General features: G+C 54.9%; 15 protein-coding genes and 1 tRNA gene. 7 read left to right on the top strand and 9 right to left on the bottom strand.

Features of this window, described 5'->3' with window-relative positions; genetic code table 11:
• The 6 genes from OR573_12610 to OR573_12585 all read right to left on the bottom strand — a co-directional run bounded on the left by OR573_12610 (position 1) and on the right by OR573_12585 (position 8693).
• Entirely contained in the window at positions 1 to 1647 is a 1647-nt protein-coding gene (locus tag OR573_12610) for a BCCT family transporter (protein ID XGA79330.1), read from the bottom strand.
• A gap of 159 nt (positions 1648 to 1806) precedes the next feature.
• Positions 1807 to 3462 carry a BCCT family transporter gene (locus tag OR573_12605; protein ID XGA79329.1) on the bottom strand — a complete coding sequence of 552 codons (1656 nt, stop codon included), beginning with the start codon at positions 3460 to 3462 and terminating at the stop codon, positions 1807 to 1809.
• A 70-nt stretch (positions 3463 to 3532) separates the two neighbouring features.
• The gene (locus tag OR573_12600) at positions 3533 to 3958 is read right to left on the bottom strand and encodes a universal stress protein (GenBank protein XGA79328.1); all 426 of its coding nucleotides are present in this window, start codon (positions 3956 to 3958) and stop codon (positions 3533 to 3535) included.
• A gap of 341 nt (positions 3959 to 4299) precedes the next feature.
• Entirely contained in the window at positions 4300 to 5442 is a 1143-nt protein-coding gene (locus OR573_12595; GenBank protein ID XGA81743.1) for a PQQ-dependent sugar dehydrogenase, read from the bottom strand.
• Positions 5443 to 5589: 147 nt separating this feature from the next.
• Positions 5590 to 6465 (bottom strand): AEC family transporter, encoded by an 876-nt coding sequence (locus tag OR573_12590; GenBank protein XGA79327.1) that lies wholly within the window; start codon positions 6463 to 6465, stop codon positions 5590 to 5592.
• Between the two features lie 101 nt (positions 6466 to 6566).
• Positions 6567 to 8693, bottom strand: coding sequence for a TonB-dependent receptor (locus tag OR573_12585; GenBank protein ID XGA79326.1), 2127 nt, complete (start codon positions 8691 to 8693; stop codon positions 6567 to 6569).
• 207 nt (positions 8694 to 8900) lie between these two features.
• On the opposite strand from OR573_12585, the gene OR573_12580 reads away from it, so the two are divergent.
• Positions 8901 to 10739 (top strand): ABC transporter ATP-binding protein, encoded by a 1839-nt coding sequence (locus OR573_12580; GenBank protein XGA79325.1) that lies wholly within the window; start codon positions 8901 to 8903, stop codon positions 10737 to 10739.
• Here the strand turns inward: OR573_12580 and OR573_12575 are convergent.
• The gene (locus OR573_12575) at positions 10736 to 11311 is read right to left on the bottom strand and encodes a hypothetical protein (GenBank protein XGA79324.1); all 576 of its coding nucleotides are present in this window, start codon (positions 11309 to 11311) and stop codon (positions 10736 to 10738) included. The two genes, OR573_12580 and OR573_12575, sit on opposite strands and share 4 nt — an antisense overlap.
• 116 nt (positions 11312 to 11427) lie before the next feature.
• Between OR573_12575 and OR573_12570 the strand changes: the two genes are divergently transcribed.
• The 3 genes from OR573_12570 to OR573_12560 all read left to right on the top strand — a co-directional run bounded on the left by OR573_12570 (position 11428) and on the right by OR573_12560 (position 13139).
• Positions 11428 to 11504, top strand: a tRNA-Ile gene (locus tag OR573_12570).
• 371 nt (positions 11505 to 11875) lie between these two features.
• A complete protein-coding gene (locus OR573_12565) occupies positions 11876 to 12652 on the top strand; it encodes a type IV toxin-antitoxin system AbiEi family antitoxin domain-containing protein (GenBank protein ID XGA79323.1) in 777 nt (258 codons plus the stop codon).
• Positions 12642 to 13139 (top strand): nucleotidyl transferase AbiEii/AbiGii toxin family protein, encoded by a 498-nt coding sequence (locus tag OR573_12560; GenBank protein XGA79322.1) that lies wholly within the window; start codon positions 12642 to 12644, stop codon positions 13137 to 13139. The genes OR573_12565 and OR573_12560 overlap by 11 nt, the downstream gene beginning before the upstream one ends.
• Positions 13140 to 13342: 203 nt before the next feature.
• Here the strand turns inward: OR573_12560 and OR573_12555 are convergent, their stop codons facing one another.
• Positions 13343 to 14386: an IS110 family transposase gene (locus OR573_12555; protein XGA79321.1), complete on the bottom strand. Its 1044-nt coding sequence runs from the start codon at positions 14384 to 14386 to the stop codon at positions 13343 to 13345.
• Between the two features lie 95 nt (positions 14387 to 14481).
• Here OR573_12555 and OR573_12550 point away from each other — a divergent pair, with 95 nt between their 5' ends.
• Both OR573_12550 and OR573_12545 read left to right on the top strand, forming a co-directional pair.
• Positions 14482 to 15006: a nucleotidyl transferase AbiEii/AbiGii toxin family protein gene (locus tag OR573_12550; protein XGA81742.1), complete on the top strand. Its 525-nt coding sequence runs from the start codon at positions 14482 to 14484 to the stop codon at positions 15004 to 15006.
• 272 nt (positions 15007 to 15278) lie between these two features.
• The gene (locus OR573_12545) at positions 15279 to 15755 is read left to right on the top strand and encodes a nucleoside deaminase (GenBank protein ID XGA79320.1); all 477 of its coding nucleotides are present in this window, start codon (positions 15279 to 15281) and stop codon (positions 15753 to 15755) included.
• Between the two features lie 13 nt (positions 15756 to 15768).
• Here the strand turns inward: OR573_12545 and OR573_12540 are convergent, their stop codons facing one another.
• The gene (locus OR573_12540; protein XGA81741.1) at positions 15769 to 16110 is read right to left on the bottom strand and encodes a septal ring lytic transglycosylase RlpA family protein; all 342 of its coding nucleotides are present in this window, start codon (positions 16108 to 16110) and stop codon (positions 15769 to 15771) included.
• Between the two features lie 334 nt (positions 16111 to 16444).
• On the opposite strand from OR573_12540, the gene OR573_12535 reads away from it, so the two are divergent.
• The gene (locus tag OR573_12535) at positions 16445 to 17002 is read left to right on the top strand and encodes a cytochrome b (GenBank protein ID XGA79319.1); all 558 of its coding nucleotides are present in this window, start codon (positions 16445 to 16447) and stop codon (positions 17000 to 17002) included.
• Positions 17003 to 17008 lie beyond the last annotated feature (6 nt).

Genomic DNA, 17008 nt, shown 5'->3' with positions numbered 1-17008 from the left:
TCAGGCTGGCTTGGGTTCGCTCATCAAGCCTTTGATGATTGCATAACAGGCCACCAGCAGAATGATAGTGAACGGGAAGCCGGTAGAGACCGACATGGTCTGCAAAGCCGTCAAACCGCCACCCAACAACAGGGCAATAGCAATGGTGCCTTCAATGATGGCCCAGAACACACGCTGTGGTTTGGGAGCATCGACCTTACCGCCTGCGGTAATTGAGTCAATCACCAGCGAGCCGGAATCCGACGAGGTGACGAAGAAGACAATGACCAGCACGATGGCAAGAAATGAGGTGATGTTCGACAGCGGCAGTTGTTCAAGCATGATAAACAACTGAAGGTCGACGCCAGCGTCACGCACCGCCTCAATACCTTGAGACAGGTATTGATCGATAGCTGTCCCACCAAAGGTGGTCATCCACAGTACGGATACAATCGATGGCACTAGAAGAACCGCAACCAGGAATTCACGTACGGTGCGTCCACGAGATACCCGAGCGATAAACATGCCGACATACGGAGACCAGGAAATCCACCATGCCCAGTAGAAGGCTGTCCAGCCCTGGCTAAAGTTGGCATCTTCACGGCCAAAGGGGTTGGAAAGGGCAGGCAGATGAACCACATAGTTCAGCAGGTTATCGAAAAAACCTGTGACAATCAGTAGTGTCGGCCCTACGGCGATAACAAAGAACAGCAGGCCCGCTGCCATGACGATGTTGATTTTTGATAACAGCTGAACGCCTTTCTCTACCCCGGCAAGGATGGAGGCAATGGCGATAATGGTAATCCCGATGATCAGCAATATCATGGTGACATCACCTTCGGGAGCGTCGAACAGGTAGGTCAGACCCGCTGCTGCCTGGGTGGCGCCCAGGCCAAGAGAGGTTGCCAGACCAAAGAGCGTCGCAAATACGGCAAGGATATCAATGATATGCCCCGGCCAGCCCCAAACACGCTCACCCAGAATCGGGTAAAACACCGAGCGCATGGACAGCGGCAGGCCTTTGTTGAAAGCAAACAAGGCCAGGGACAAGGCGACAACCGCGTAGATCGCCCAGGGATGTAGGCCCCAGTGGAAGATGGTGGCCGCCATGCCAAGTGCCGCTGAACCTGCCGCATCGCCTTCAAACTCGCCCGTTGCGCCACCCAGCGGCGCCCAGTTGCTGCCATCAAAGGAGGTGCCAAAGTGGGCAAGCGGCTCGTTGACGCCGAAAAACATCAGGCCAATGCCCATACCCGCAGCAAACAGCATGGAAAACCAGCCTGCATAGGTAAAGTCCGGCTTGGCGTTCGCGCCACCAATGCGGATTTTACCGAACGGCGAGACAATCAGAAACAGGCAGAGCAGAACAAAGATGTTGGCTGCAAAAATGAAGAACCAGGCAAGATTGGTGGTCAGATAATTGAAAACCACATCATAAATGGGTGAAATCTGATCCTGTAATGCCAGGGTAAGCACGACAAAAAGAACAATCACCAAGGATGAGATGGTGAATACCTTGCCATGCAGGTCAATATTGAACCCCATTGGCGAGGCTGTCAGGTTATCCTGGCCGATCACATAATCGGTATCGATGAGATTGGCAGGGCCATCGGGGGCAGGAACACCCTCCGAATTTTTATCGTCCGGACGTTGAGAGTTTGAGTCCACAGGACGTCTCCGTCATAGGTGGGTAATGAATGAGCGTTGCAACTTGGATAATACAGCACTCGCGAATTTCTACCGTAAACGATAGAAAACTAGGTGAAAGCACCAAAAAAGAAGAGCAGCCCTGAGGCTGCTCCCACTCTTATAGTGCTGTCCGCTTGATCAGACGGCTTTGGGTTCACTCATCAAGCCTTTGATAATGGCGTAACAAGCCACCAAAAGAATGATCGTGAACGGGAAGCCAGTAGAGACCGCCATCGTCTGCAGGGCAGTCAAGCCGCCACCCAGCAGTAGGGCAATGGCGATAGTGCCTTCGATGATCGCCCAGAACACACGCTGTGGTTTGGGAGCGTCGACCTTACCGCCTGCGGTGATTGAATCGATAACCAGCGAACCGGAATCCGACGAGGTCACAAAGAAGACAATTACCAATACAATGGCAATAAAGGAAGTGATGTTCGACAGCGGCAGCTGTTCCAGCATGACAAATAGTTGCAGCTCCAGACCGGCATCGCGCACGGCCTCAATACCTTGAGACAGATACTGATCAATGGCGGTGCCACCAAAGGCGGTCATCCACAGAATCGACACGGTGGAAGGTACCAGGAGCACTGAGATGATGAACTCACGCACGGTACGGCCACGGGATACCCGGGCGATAAACATGCCAACGTACGGAGACCAGGAAATCCACCAGGCCCAGTAGAAGGCTGTCCAGCCTTGGCTGAAGTTGGCATCTTCACGGCCGAAGGGGTTAGAGAGTGCTGGCAGATTCACCACATAGCTCATCAGGTTTTCGAAGAACCCGGTGGCGATGATCAGGGTAGGCCCTACGCCAATCACAAAGAACAGCAGGGCAGCCGCCAAGCCGATATTGATTTTTGAGAGCAGCTGTACACCTTTATCCACCCCGGCAAGGATGGAGGCGATAGCGATAATGGTGATCCCGATAATCAGCAATATCATGGTGATATCGCTTTCTGGCGCGCCAAACAGATAGGTGAGGCCTGCTGCGGCCTGTGAAGCGCCTATCCCCAGTGAAGTTGCCAGGCCAAACAGGGTGGCAAACACTGCCAGAATATCGATGATATGTCCTGGCCAGCCCCAGACGCGCTCGCCCAGAATCGGATAGAACACCGAACGCATGGAAAGTGGCAGACCTTTATTGAAGGCAAACAGCGCCAGCGACAGCGCAACAACGGAATAGATTGCCCAGGGGTGTAAGCCCCAGTGGAAGATGGTGGCCGCCATGCCCACTGCAACTGAGCCTGCTTCGTTGCCTTCAAAGTCACCCACGGCGCCGCCGAGTGGTGCCCAGTCACTGCCGTCGAACGCAGTACCAAAATGCGTCAATGGCTCGCTGACCCCATAGAACATCAGGCCGATACCCATGCCGGCAGCAAACAGCATGGAAAACCAGCCCATATAGGTAAAGTCCGGCTTGGCAGCCGCGCCGCCAATGCGGATTTTACCTAATGGCGAGACAACCAGGAAAAGGCAGAGAATAACAAAGATATTGGCCGCTAGAATAAAGAACCAGGCCAGGTTGCCGGTCAAGAAGTTGAAGACCGCATCATATATCGGGGCAATCTGTTCCTGAAGTGCCAGGGTCAACACCACGAACAGTACTATCAACAAAGATGAGATAGTGAATACCTTGCCGTGCAGGTCAATATTAAAGCCCATCGGCGAGGCGGTGATGTTGTCCTGACCGATCACGTAATCGGTATCAATCAGATTCGCCGCACCTTCCGGAGCGGGAATGCCCTCCGAAGGTGCCGGCGTATAGTCATCCGGACGCTGAGAGTTATTGTCCATTGGACATCTCCGTCAAGGTTATTGTGGCTGGCCAGTTTTGCGCATCACAAGGAGGCGTTGAAAAACGGGCTCACGATTCAGTCGGGCGTACCAGGAAAACAGACGCATCGGTATGGGTTGCCACCTTGCCACCGTGGGAAGGCATGACAGCATCCAGGTGGCGCGGAAGGTGCGTTGCCATGATGACAAGATCAATACCGAGTTCATCAATGGATTTCACCAGAATGTCATCCACATTTGCGACTGGGTCAGTGGAGCTATACACCTTGGCAGTGACCGGCTGACCGTGAACGCTATGACGTTTTTGAGCGAAAGCTTCAAGCTTTTGCTGATACTCGTCTGGCGTTCTTGCCACGCTGTTAGGCGCCGTGGAAGTGACCCCAACGTAAGTGATGGAAGCATCGTAGTGTTTGGCCGTATCGGCCACGACTTTCAGCGAGGGTTCAAGTACCTCGATGTGGGCGAGGTCGACGGGAACCATGATGTGCTTGAACATGCGAGACTCCTTCTTTTGTCAATGACAAATATCATGGCGAAATATCAACGCCAATCAGCTTGACTGGCCTGGCGATCAGCTGTGTAAAGCGTACTGCCGTGTTGATGTGGTGTGATCGCTATCAAGCCTGCGGTGAAAAATGTTGAATACAGGTAATACTTTTCAAGGCTTGCTGTGTGCAAATAGTGCTTGCTCAAGAGCTATTATTAATTAAAAAATGGATAAAAGCGTAATTTCTATCACGTGCAATTATACATGGATGAGGTGTCGATGTCAGATTACAGAGGTTGTTCAACAACATCTGACCGAAACCCTACGTACTTTTTACGGTGATTAACAGTTTAGGGCTGCTGTCTATTTAAACGGTACAAGCTTCCCTGCGGGGCATCTGTCAACAAATAGAGTGCACCGTCGGGGGCCTGGCGAATGTCACGAAGGCGACCCAGTTCCCCGTTTAAAACGACTTCGCGGGCGATAATTTCTGCGTTGTTATCAGTGATGTCACCTTGGTTCTCAGAATGGCTTTGTTCACCATTGGCCAGTGCCAGGCGAATAAGCTGCTGGCTGGCTAGCCCCCCGGCAAGCAACTGGCCCTGCCATTCCGAGAAAGTATCAGACGTCACTTGCGTTAACCCTGATGGCGCGAAACGGCCCTGAAAAACATGCACAGGGTTGCGCATACCGGGAAGTGAGTCCTCACCAATGGGTTGATTGGTGGTGTAGTCGTTGCCTCGGCTGACCCTTGGCCAGCCGTAATTTTCACCTGCCAGCAATTGATTGAGTTCGTCACCGGTGCGTGGGCCATGTTCGGTTGCCCAGGGGTCGCCGTTGCTGAGAACCGTTAAGCCTTGGATGTTGCGGTTGCCCAGGGTATAGATTTCATCCAGCGTACTGGGGTCGTCAATGAAGGGATTATCGTCAGGTACGCCACCGGTATCGGTCAGGCGCAGGGTTGAGCCAGCATGATCATCTCGGGCCTGAGCGCGGCTCGGGTCACGTCCGCGATCGCCAATGCTCATCAAGAGGGTGCCATCTTCAAGCCAGGCCAGGCGAGAACCGTAATGGCGTCCGGGCGCAGAGGCACGATCCTGTTCAAAAAGATGTTCAACGGCCCCAATTGAATCCCCCTGCCACTTGGCTCGAGAGAGGGCTGTTCGGCTCTGGTTGCCCTCAGGTTTACTCCAGGTGAAGTAGATCCAGTCGTTTTGGCCATCCGCCTGCCCAAAGCTTGAGTGAAGGGTAATATCCAGCAAGCCGCCCTGGCCCTGGGTGCTTACGTTGGGCATGCCTGTCAGGGTTTGCTGGTTGCCTTGTTGATCAATCAGCACAAGCTCCCCTGAGCGTTGGCTGACCAGATAGCGGCCATCCGGCAGGAAGGCGAGCGACCAGGGGTGATTCAACCCATGGGCCACGCGCTCAATGTTCAGCGTAAAATGCTGGGTGGTAACGCTGAGCGAGGATTGGGCATAGGCCGCCGCATTAATGGCCAGGGCGCCTATGAGGGCAAGAAGGATGCTGGTTATACGCCTGCCCAAAGGCAAGCAATGAAAAATGGCCACGTTGATTCTCCCTCCAGAACAGTCTTTATAGCCTAGCAGGGATAGACAGGATGGCTTCAACGGCTGTTGTCACTACATCAATAAAGCCAGCAGAATCGGCAGGTAGAGTAACGCCATCAGGGTTGAGCAGAATACCAGGCTTGCCACGTACCCAGGCTCACGTTTGGCGCGTTGGGCAAACAGGTAATTAAACACTGCGACTGGCATGCTCATCTGCAGAATCAAGATGCTGTGTGCCAGGGTGGGCAGCTGGAGCAGGTAACCGATGGCCCAGGCGATCACCGCCGCTAGAGGTATACGTATCAGGCTGAAGCGAACACCGGAGCGCAGACTCTTAACCTGAATGCTGGCCAGCGACACTCCCAGCGTGATCAGCATCAGAGGTACGGTGAAACCAGACATCAAATCGACACTGTTGGCTAGCCAGAGTGGCAGCGACGTATCTGTCAAAAGCAGCGTCATCGCGATGACAATGGCATAGACCGTCGGAGTTTTGGCCAAGGTCTTCAGTGGGTTACCCTGGCTACCGAGCAGGCTACCCAGGGTAAACTGAAACAGTGATACCGTCACCATGACGGTAATGCCGTAGGCAAACCCCGCGCTGCCGAAGGCGTAAAGCACCACGGGCAGCCCCATGTTGCCGGTATTGGGGTACATCATCGGGGCCAGTAGCACACGCCAGTCCCGGGCCAGCAGTTTGGCCACCGCAAAGGTGGCGGCTGCCATGGCGATCATCACCAGCGAGGTTGCCAGCATGGTGCGCCCGAAGGTAGTGGCATCAATATCCGCGCCGCTAAGTGATGCCAGCACCAGAGCAGGCGTGCCGATGTTAAACACCAGGCGGGTCACAAAGTCGACGGGGTAGGGGTGCCCCTGGCGTACCCAGGTGTATCCCAGGCCCGCGCCCGCAAGGACAGGGGCCATGACGGCAAAAAGCTCGGCAAGCATTAACATTCCTTGATGATTATCCAGCCCTTATTGTCGTTAATTAGGCCGCTAACTGGCAAGGTGAATGACCGAGAATGAATGGCTAATTACCTGGCACGGGGTTAAAACGCATAGCGTGCTGATAACCACAGTCGACGACCTTCTTCGCTGTTGGCGTACACATTGCCAAAGCGGGTGCCATCGCCGTAAGCGCGGTAATCAACAAAGTCCTTGTCCAACAGATTGTAGAGAGTAGCGCTAAGGTTCAGATTATCGGTGACCGCATAGTTAGCCCCCAGATGGAACAGCGAGTAGGCTTTGAAGTCACCCAGGTCATCAAAAGACGGTGCCCCCCTGACGCTTTCCCGGTTGCGGTAACGTTCGCTGCGGTATTCAGCTGAGAGCCAAGTATCCAGTTTCGCTGTGGCTTGCCAGCGCAAGGTAGTATTGAGAGCGTGTTCAGGCGTATCGGTCAGCGGCTCACCACGGTTGTTGCCGCTTTTCTGTTCGCTATCGGTATAGGTGTAGTTACCGCTCAACTGCCATGCAGGCGTGAATTGATAGCGGGCTGAAAGCTCGACCCCCTGGGTCACGGCCTCATCAATATTAACCTGCTGGCTGTAGATGCCATCCGGTACCAGAGGATCATTCTCGACCAGGATGTCGTCACCGCTGGCAATCTTATCGTCGAACTCGTTGTAGAAGAGCGTCGCACTGGCAGAGAACCCTGCCTGGTTATCGTAATGGGCGCCCAGTTCGCTGCTGGTGCTGGTTTCCGGCTCAAGATCCGGGTTGCCGATGGTCAGAATGGTGCCCTGACCGGTGACCCCGTTGATGCCTGAGTGAAGCGCGTTCAGGGTGGGCGTTTTGTAGCCTCGGCTGATACCGCCTTTCAGCGTCCAGTGGGCAGTGGTATTCCACACCAGGTAGCCACGCGGGCTGAACTGGCTGCCAAAGGCGTCGTGGTGATCGTAGCGGCCACCCAGGGTCAGGGCGAGATCATCGCGCAGCAGCCATTCGTCTTCAGCAAACAGCGACCAGGTCGTCTGGGCGAAGGTTTCATTAGCCAGGCCGTCATCCAGTTCGGCATCCCACCACTGCAGCCCGAGGGTGGTCATATGCTCGCCAAGCGGTAGCGTAAACTTGCTATCCAGAACGCTATTGGTGGTTTTAAGCTCGCGGGGTGCGCCGCCCACAATACCTGGGAAGCCTTCATAGGCCACCCCTTCTTCACCTGGAATGGTGCGCCCTTTGGTTTGTGTGGTGTTGCGCATCAGGCTGGACTCAAGCGTCCCCGCCGCAAAGTACCCGGTGTGGCCGATCGCCAGCTGCTCGCGCTCGAAGCGCAATTCGTCTGAATAGCCATTGGCGACGCCCGGGCTGGGTGCACAGCTGCGGGTACGGCCATCCAGGGTGCCTAATTGGCATTCGTCATTGGTATAGCGCTGGCGATTCACTTCGCCATCCAGCCACAGATCATGGTTATCGGAAGGTGTCCAGGTCAGCTTGCCACCCAGGTTATAGGTGTCGCCTTCCACCGGGCTGGGGCCACGCTGGCTGACCTCAACGGGGTTACCGCTGGCGTCGGTGTAAGTGAGTGCTGATGCATCGCGTTCATAGAAACGCCCACGTAGCTGAACACCCAAGGTATCCTCAATCAGGGGGCCACTGGCGTACAGGTTGACCTCGCGGCGGTCACCAAAGTCACGATCCTGATTAATCGTGTTTTCAATGCCCAGCGAGCCGACCCATTCGCGATCCACTCGGCGTGTGATGATGTTGATCACACCGCCCATGGCATCAGAGCCATAGAGGGTCGACATTGGCCCGCGGATCACTTCGATACGCTCAATGCTGGAAACCGGCGGAAAAAAACTGGTAGCCGTTGCGCCAAAGCCGTTTGGCGTGACGCTGCCAGCCGCATTCTGGCGCCGCCCGTCAATCAGGATCAGGGTGTAGTCGCTAGGCATGCCACGCAGGCTGATAGTTCGACCGCCGGTTTTGCCCACTTGCCCGCCTACATCGACGCCTTCTACATCACGCAGGGCCTCTGCCACGCTGGTAACCCGCTGGCGCTGGAGTTCCTGTCGGGAAATGACCGAGATACTCGCCGGGGCATCGACCATCGCCTGCTCAAAACCACTGGCCGAGACGACAATATTATCCAGTGATTCAGACTCCTGGGCGTGAACCATCGTCGTGGTAACGCTGATGGTGACGGCCAAGGCCGTGCGAGGGAAGCGTGGCATTATGATCTCCTTTAATGATATTAATTAACAAATAGCACTGATTTTTTAATGTTTATTGTTATCATCTGCTGCATGGAGTCTAATGCAATATATTCCTATTTGCGACTGATTTTTGTTTCTTCCCCTTGAGAGCTGTAAATCCAGCGCCTAGCGTCTAATATGCTGTGTCCTTTAGGCTAGAAAAATCCCGACAACCAAGGAAACGACGTGACGACTTCTTCGCCCTCAACGCAACCTCATTCATCTTCAAGCCAAAGCTTTCAAGCGCTTATCCGGCTGTTGCGCTATGCCAAGGGCTACCGGCGGCGCATAGTGGCGGCCAGCGCCTGCTCGATTATCAATAAGCTGTTTGATATCGCCCCGGAAATCCTGATTGGTGTAGCGATTGATGTGGTCGTCAACCAGGAGAAAAGCTTTGTTGCCCGACTGGGGTTTGAATCCCCTCAGGAGCAGATCACCATACTGGCTGTGCTGACCTTCTTTATCTGGGCAGGCGAATCGCTGTTTGAATACCTTTTTCAGGTGCTATGGCGCAATCTGGCTCAGCGATTACAGGCTGATATGCGTCAGGACACCTATGAACATGCCCAGCGGTTAGATATGGCGTTTTTTGAGTCGAGAAGCTCTGGCCAGCTAGTGGCCACCATGAACGACGATGTCAATCAGCTGGAGCGTTTTCTGGATGGTGGCGCCAATGCCCTGATTCAGGTCGGCGTTACGGTCGTCGCGGTGGGCGCGGTATTTTTTGTACTTTCGCCGCTGATTGCGCTGTTGGCGTTTACCCCGATTCCGCTGATCATCTGGGGCGCTTTCTTCTTTCAGCGCAAAGCCGGGCCACTGTACAGCGATGTGCGGGAAAAGGTCGGCGATCTGGGCAGCCGCCTGTCAAATAACCTGAGCGGCATTGCCACCATCAAAAGCTTTACCAGTGAAGCGCGTGAAGCCGAGCGTCTACGCGAGGCCAGTGAAGCCTATGTAGAGGCCAATCGCCGGGCAATTCAGGTCAGCTCTGCGTTTATTCCCGTGATTCGGATGGCGATTCTGGCGGGCTTTCTGGCGACCTTTACAGTGGGTGGCATGATGGCGCTTAACGGTAATCTTAACGTTGGTGCCTACGGTGTGCTGGTTTTCCTTACCCAGCGCCTGCTCTGGCCGCTGACGGGGCTTGCTCAGGTGATTGACCTGTTCGAGCGTGCCATGGCCAGCACCAAACGGATTCTCGACCTGCTGGAAGTGCCGATTACCGTTAAAGACGACAGCGCCACGCCCCTGGCGGACCCCGTCAAGGGTGAGGTGCGCTTTGATGTCGTGAGTTTCCAGTATGCATCAAGCCAAGTCGGGGTGACGGGCATCGACCTGCACGTGCCAGCCGGGACGACACTGGCGCTGGTCGGGGCGACTGGCTCAGGTAAATCCACCCTGATCAAGCTGCTGCTGCGTTTCTATGACCCCACCAGCGGCCGAGTGCTGGTGGATGGCCAGCCGATCAACGCGGTCAGCATGCACTCGTTACGCCAGGCGATTGGCTTGGTCAGCCAGGATGTCTACCTGTTTGAAGGCAGCATCCGTGACAACATTGCATATGGCAAACCCGATGCTCCAGAAGCCGAAATTATTGACGCAGCGAAAACCGCCGAAGCCTGGAGCTTTATTGAAACATTGCCCCAGGGCCTGGAAACCCCGGTGGGCGAACGGGGTGTGCGGCTGTCGGGTGGGCAGCGTCAGCGACTCTCCCTGGCCAGAGCGCTACTTAAAGACCCGCCAATATTGGTGCTGGATGAAGCTACCAGCGCGGTTGATAACGAAACCGAGGCGGCGATTCAGCGCTCCCTTGAACGCATTGCCCGCGGGCGTACCGTCATCATGATTGCACACCGGCTGTCCACCATAGTTGATGCTGATGAAATTGTGGTGATCGAAAAAGGGCAGGTCGCTGAGCGAGGTAACCACTCAAGCCTACTGGCAGCCAACGGCCATTATGCCGCCCAATGGCGGGTACAGACCGGGGCTGCCCGGGCAGGCGATAGGGATACCCTGGCCGACTAGCGATTGATCAGCCGGGCGGACAGATTCACTGGCACATGGGGATCAAGCTGCTGATAGCCTAACAGCGCCAGCAGAGTGCGTACTGTCGGGTTGGCCATCAGCGCATTGCCATCCAGTGCCATCGGCGCGGCAGGAGTGACACGGATGTCATTCAGCCCTTCACGGGTAAAGCGCAGCGGAATGGCCTCTTCCTGATTGATCAGATCCGTCTGTATACGAAATGTCAGCGTTTCAATCATTGATTCACCAAGATCCAGTTGGTCCAGTCGCTCAGGTGCCATCTGCGCTTCAAGCGTCACCAGAGGCTGGCTGGCCAGCAGGCTGACCCAGGCAGGCAGATTGCCAAGGCGAGTAAAAACATCTGTCTGATCAAGGCTTAGCGGTAAACGCAGCATACCTTCCGGGCTGATATCACCGCGTAGCTGGCGCACTTCATACTGCTCGGTTCTGGCTGCCTCACCCTCGTTCTGGGTAAGTGAAGCGGTCAGCTTCGAATGCTGGGGGTCGAGTTGCCAATCCGCCTGCACTGCCAGCGCCAGAGGTAAAAACACCACGGCAAACAAGCCTTTCATAAGTCATCTCCAAATGCGTTACCCCCATAGACTCGAAGCAAGCATAAAAGTGCCCCGTGCCGAATGGAAAGGGCTAGCCCCAGCGAACAACTTTCGCTATGATATGCGCGCTTTACGGGCCTATAGCTCAGTTGGTTAGAGCAGGGGACTCATAATCCCTTGGTCGTAGGTTCAAGTCCTACTGGGCCCACCATTTTTCAATTATTTATCCGCGTTTTCTTTCCTCCTCGCTGTATTTTTCTCCGAAAGTGTCAACAAAGCGTCCACGCATGTTTAAGCGCACGACGTGTTTGGCATTTTGTTGCGCCTCAATTGTCACTTCTCCTTGAGCCGTGAGATTGATTCTTTCGTTCTTGCGATCATTATTATAGGCGCTCCTAACGACTGAGCTGATCTTGCAACCGTTGTGGTGGGGCTACTCTTTGGCTCAAGCAGAAGTAGGGATGCAGCTGTCGGTTTAAAGGCTGCGTTAAAAGCGGCCTAAAATGGCGATTCTATGCTTGATAATAAACCAATGTGGTTTATTCTTCACTCTGAAGACGGAATTTAAGGCCGCTTTTTAACGTGAAAATAAACCAGCTGCTGCACAAAATCCCGTATGGCGCCGTCGTTACGACCTCTTGGTTGGCATCACACGGCGTTACCTCGGATCAGGCGCGTAAGCTGGCCAGCAGTGGCTGGCTGCAACGCGTGGGGCACGGCGCCTACTGCCAAGCGCGGGAGCCTCTTACCTGGGAGAGCGCTGTTTTCGCTTTGCAGGCGAGCGACGACACGGGGTTGCCACCGCTTTGGCCGGGTGGCCAGACGGCTCTGGCACTGCATGGTTTTGTTCACTATCTGCCCATGGGGGAAAGCACGACGCACCTCTATGGTAGGGAAGCCGTTCGGCTGCCCCGGTGGTTGAGTGATGCCGAGTGGGTAGGGCGGATGGTGCTCCACTCCGAAAAGGGCCTGCCGGTGCAACTTCCCGGCAGCTTCACGGAGTACGCGCCGGATGGCAGGGCCTTCAGCTTCCAGGTATCGACACCCGAGCGAGCAGTCCTAGAGTGGATCGCTGTGACGCCGAATGAGCTGCTGTTCAGTAGTGAGCTGGTGGACACTTTCGGCGGGCTTAACACGCTGCGCCCGCGCCGGCTGCAGGCATTGCTGGAAGGGTGCCGTTCGGTGAGAACCAAGCGTGCCTTCTTGGTGCTGGCTCGCCACGCCGGGCATGCCTGGTACGGTCGCCTGGAACCACGTCGACTGGATCTCGGCAAAGGCAAGCGGCAGCTCTGTCAGGGCGGCAAGCTGGATAGAGAATATCACGTGACGGTGCCGGAGGCGTTCCTGCATGCCGTTTGAAGCTCGCTACCACGAACAGGTCAGTCTGCTGGTCTCGTTGCTGCCATTCCTCAATGACGAGCCGTGCTTCGCTCTCAAGGGTGGCACTGCCATCAATCTCTTCATGCAGCAATTACCTCGCCTATCGGTCGATATCGACCTTGCCTATCTGCCGCTGGAGCCCCGTGACGAGGCACTGCGACGCTGTCGCAAGGCGCTGCAGCGACTGGCAGAGACTTTCAGTGTCAGACTGCCAGGCGTGCGTGCCGAGCTTCAGGATAATCGCCGAGATGAGCTGAGGATTCTGGTGCGCCGGGGGCGTAGTCAGGTAAAGGTGGAGGTATCGCCGGTACTGCGTGGCACCCTGCACCCGCCTCACGAGCGCGATGTCGTTGAAGCCGTGGAGGACGTGTATGGACTCCTCCTCTATTGCAAGCACTTTGTTTGGTCGCGACTAAGGTACGACTGCCTACGTGTATTCGGTCTCTCTAATGATGCCGTTTTTTAGCATCAGACCCTAATGGGCTATCCGCGCACTGGTTCCCAATCGTTTACACGAGCTCGTGGCTCCATGTCCTTTAGGGGTTTCCCCGTGCCGGTTCGACCTGTTCGCCATCAATCAAAATGCCATGCAATCGCGGTGTGGAAGATCTCCAACAAAATTTTCGATACCGACTATTTCGAAGACGTGTCTATCTTCAACTAACTCACTTAAACGCCGACACTCGCCGCAGCAAGATTTTCGTCATAAGCTGTTTCATTACGTACCAGCGCCCAGGCAATCCGAGCCGTTTTATTGGCCAGGGCTACCGTTGCGACATTAATATGTTTTCGAGACGTCAGACCTTTAAGCCAATGACTCAGGCCGTCGTCCCTGCGATCTACCTGTCGCAACACGGCGCGTGCTCCGTGGACGAGCAGTTTGCGTAGATAGCTGTCACCGCGTTTGCTGATGCCTAAAAGACGGTCTCGTCCGCCCGTGCTGTGTTGTCGAGGTGTCAATCCTAGAGAGGCGGCAAAATCACGCCCTTTCTTGAATGCCTGGCCGTCTCCCAGCGCACCGGATAGCGCACTGGCCGTGAGTGGCCCAACCCCTCGCAATGTCATTAAACGCCGTGCGACGGGATCTTGTTTCACGCTTTCAACAATGCTCTCGTCGAGTGCTGTGATGCGGTCATCCAAGTGCCGAAGGTCGTCAGCCAAACCGTTAAGCAAAATGCGAAAGCTATCAGTTAGGCCGTTCTCTGCATCTTCCAGCCATCGAGGTAATGCTCGGCGCAGTTGCTGAATGCCAACAGGCGCGATAATCCCATATTCACCTACCAGTCCCCGAATCTGGTTGGCTTTAGCGGTGCGTTGCCCTACCAACTCTTCACGGATGCGATGTGCTGCCTGAACATCTTGCTGGGCAACAGTCTTGGGAGCAACAAAGCGCATATTGGGGCGGCTCATCGCTTCGCAGATGGCCTCTGCATCCACCCGATCATTCTTATTGCTTTTCACATACGGTTTGACGAACTGAGCGGCAATCAACCGGACGTTGTAACCCCGTTTCTGAAGCTCCCGTGCCCAATGATGAGATGAAGCACAAGCTTCCATGCCAATCGTTGCACCGGTGGGTACACGCTTGACGATGGCGTCCAACCACTTGCTCCGAGCATATTTACCACGCCACTGAACCTGGTCATGACGATCTACGCCGTGGACATGAAAAACCGACTTTGCAATATCAACACCGACGCGGATAATGTTCATCTGGGCTTCTCCTCATCTTCATGATGATTGATGGTTTCACCTACCATTTTCATTTTGGCACGTAGATGCCGGTTAGGTGAGGAGGAGTCCATCCCATTGGTTACGGCTTCGCGGCGGTGCAGGTGGTGTCACTGCCGGACCTGTATGGCGGCAAGATCTGCGCCGCGCTGGATCGCCAGCACCCCCGGGACCTCTTCGATGTGAAGCTGCTTCTAAATCAGGGCGGCCTGGATCGAAGCGTATTCGAAGGCTTCCTGGTCTATCTGCTGGGGCATCCAAGGCCCTTAAACGAAGTGATCAACCCGCAATTGAAACCGTTGGGTGACGTCTACCGACAGGAGTTTGTCGGGATGGCCAGGATTGACCTTCCACTGCAGGAGCTGGAGGGCGCCCGCGATGAGCTACTGTCGCGGCTGGGGCAGCTGATGACGGACGAGGATGTTCGCTTTCTTCTCTCTTTCAAGCAGGGGGCGCCTTACTGGGCGCTACTTCCGCTGCAGGGCGTGGATCGGCTGCCAGCCGTGCGCTGGAAGCTCGCCAACATTCATAAGATGCACCCAGACAAGCATCGTCAATCACTGGAGCTGTTGGAGCAGGCCTTGGACAAGCTTCGCCAATGATGCTGCGTGCCCTAGCGGCGTAATGGCCTAAGTCGACTTCTCCTTATATCTTTTAAGAGCTAAGCTGTTACGCATAATTACGCCAGGCGCAGGGTATAACATGGCGAACAGCAGGGAAGCTCAGTTTCAGTGGGATATCATCGGAACCATGACCGCCCATAGCCGGAAGGCTGGTAGGGCTTTACTTTGATTCCGCTTGTTGAATGCGCACCTTGTGCGCGCTCATATTCAGGCGCTATGGTGAGATCAAACCCCTCATTACGGAGCCTGCTATGATTAGCGCCACAGACAAGATTCACCTACAACGCTGTATTGAGCTGGCTGAAGAAGCCCTGGCTGCTGGTGATGAGCCCTTTGGTAGCGTGCTGGTGGGGGCGAATGGAGAAGTGCTGGCGGAAGACCGCAACCGGATTGCGGGGGGTGACTCGACCCGTCACCCTGAGTTTGCCTTGGCTCGTTGGGCCGCTAATCATCTGACGCCAGAAGAGCGTCAGGTAGCCTGTGTTTACACCTCAGGTGAGCATTGCCCGATGTGTGCAGCCGCCCATGGCTGGGTCGGCTTGGGGCGCATTGTGTATGTCAGCTCTTCAGCACAGTTAGGCAATTGGCTCAGCGAGTGGGGCGTGGCGCCACCACCGGTAGCTACCTTGCCTATCCAGCAAGTGGTGCCGGGGTTGCAGGTCGATGGCCCCTGGCTTGAAATGGAAAGCACAATGCAGACACTACATTGGCGCTGTCATCATGCCTGAAAGCGGTTGATGTTCAGTCTGCCTGGGTAATCAACACCGGGGCAACGCCGCGATCCAGCATGTCAAGCTTCTGAGCGGCGCGTTTGGAGAGATCAATAACGCGACCTTTGATGAAGGGCCCTCTGTCATTGATAACCACTTCGACCGCCTGGCCTGTATCGGTACGCACAACTTTAACCCGAGTACCAAAAGGCAGACTTTTATGTGCCGCGGTCAGTTCCTGCTGGTCGAAGCTTTCTCCACTGGCTGTGGTTTTACCTTGAAAGTAATCGCTGTAATAAGAGGCAAAGCCTTTTTGAATAACGCTGTTATCCGTGCTGGCCTGCAAGGTGCTGGATGTGCCCAACAACACCATGATAAAACATAGGAGCGGCACTACACGCTTGATAGTTGGCATAAAATGACCTCGTGGCATTGGATTTTACGGTTAGCTAGAAATGTATCAAATGAATATTAAATTTTCCTGATAATATCTTTTGTGCTGGTTTTAGGCAAGTTTAACCGATTTTATGCGCTTTTTCTGGCCGAACTGTGAACTTGGTGTAATGCTTGTAGTTGCTTCTCAAGCTAACAGTGGTTGATTTGCTTACAGTTTCTAGCGGATTTTCTGGACGATCAGCCGCTGAAACTGATTACAAAATGGCGGGAAGCTAATGATTTTGCCAATTAAAACTCCTGGAGAATTGCCAATGCACGAACTTGACCACTATATTTATCCACATCGGGTACTTCACTGGCTGGTAGCCGCTGTCATCGTGCTGTCGCTGGCCAGCGGCGCCACATTGGGAACGCTGGGCTTTGAACGTGCAGTGGCACTTGCGGGGCAGGAGGTTACCAACGCACTCTACACGGCGCATAAAACCCTGGGTGTGGGGCTTTTGTTATTGATGACCCTGCGGATTATCACGCGCCTGGCCTTTGTTGTGCCAGACCATGAGCCACCGCTGAATGCGTTTGAGCGTGTGGTCAGTACCAGTGTGCACCATCTGCTGTATCTGGCGCTGGTTGCCATGCCGCTGTTGGGCTGGTGGGCAACGGCGACGGGTGGTTTTCCGGTACAGTTTTTCCAATGGACGCTGCCGCCCATCTTTGCTGAAGACAAGGCTCTTTCGGAAACCCTGTTTATCTGGCACGGGCGCCTGGGCTGGGCCATTCTGGCCTTGACGGTATTGCACATCACGGGGGCACTTTATCACTGGCGAATCAAGCGCGATAACGTGATGAAGCGTATGAGCCTTTTTGAGTAACGACAA

The sequence above is a fragment of the Halomonas sp. CH40 genome, from assembly GCA_041875495.1.
Classification (GTDB): Bacteria; Pseudomonadota; Gammaproteobacteria; order Pseudomonadales; family Halomonadaceae; genus Vreelandella.
The sequence above is the reverse complement of the archived record's forward strand: the minus strand, read 5'-3'. Positions and strand labels throughout refer to the sequence as shown.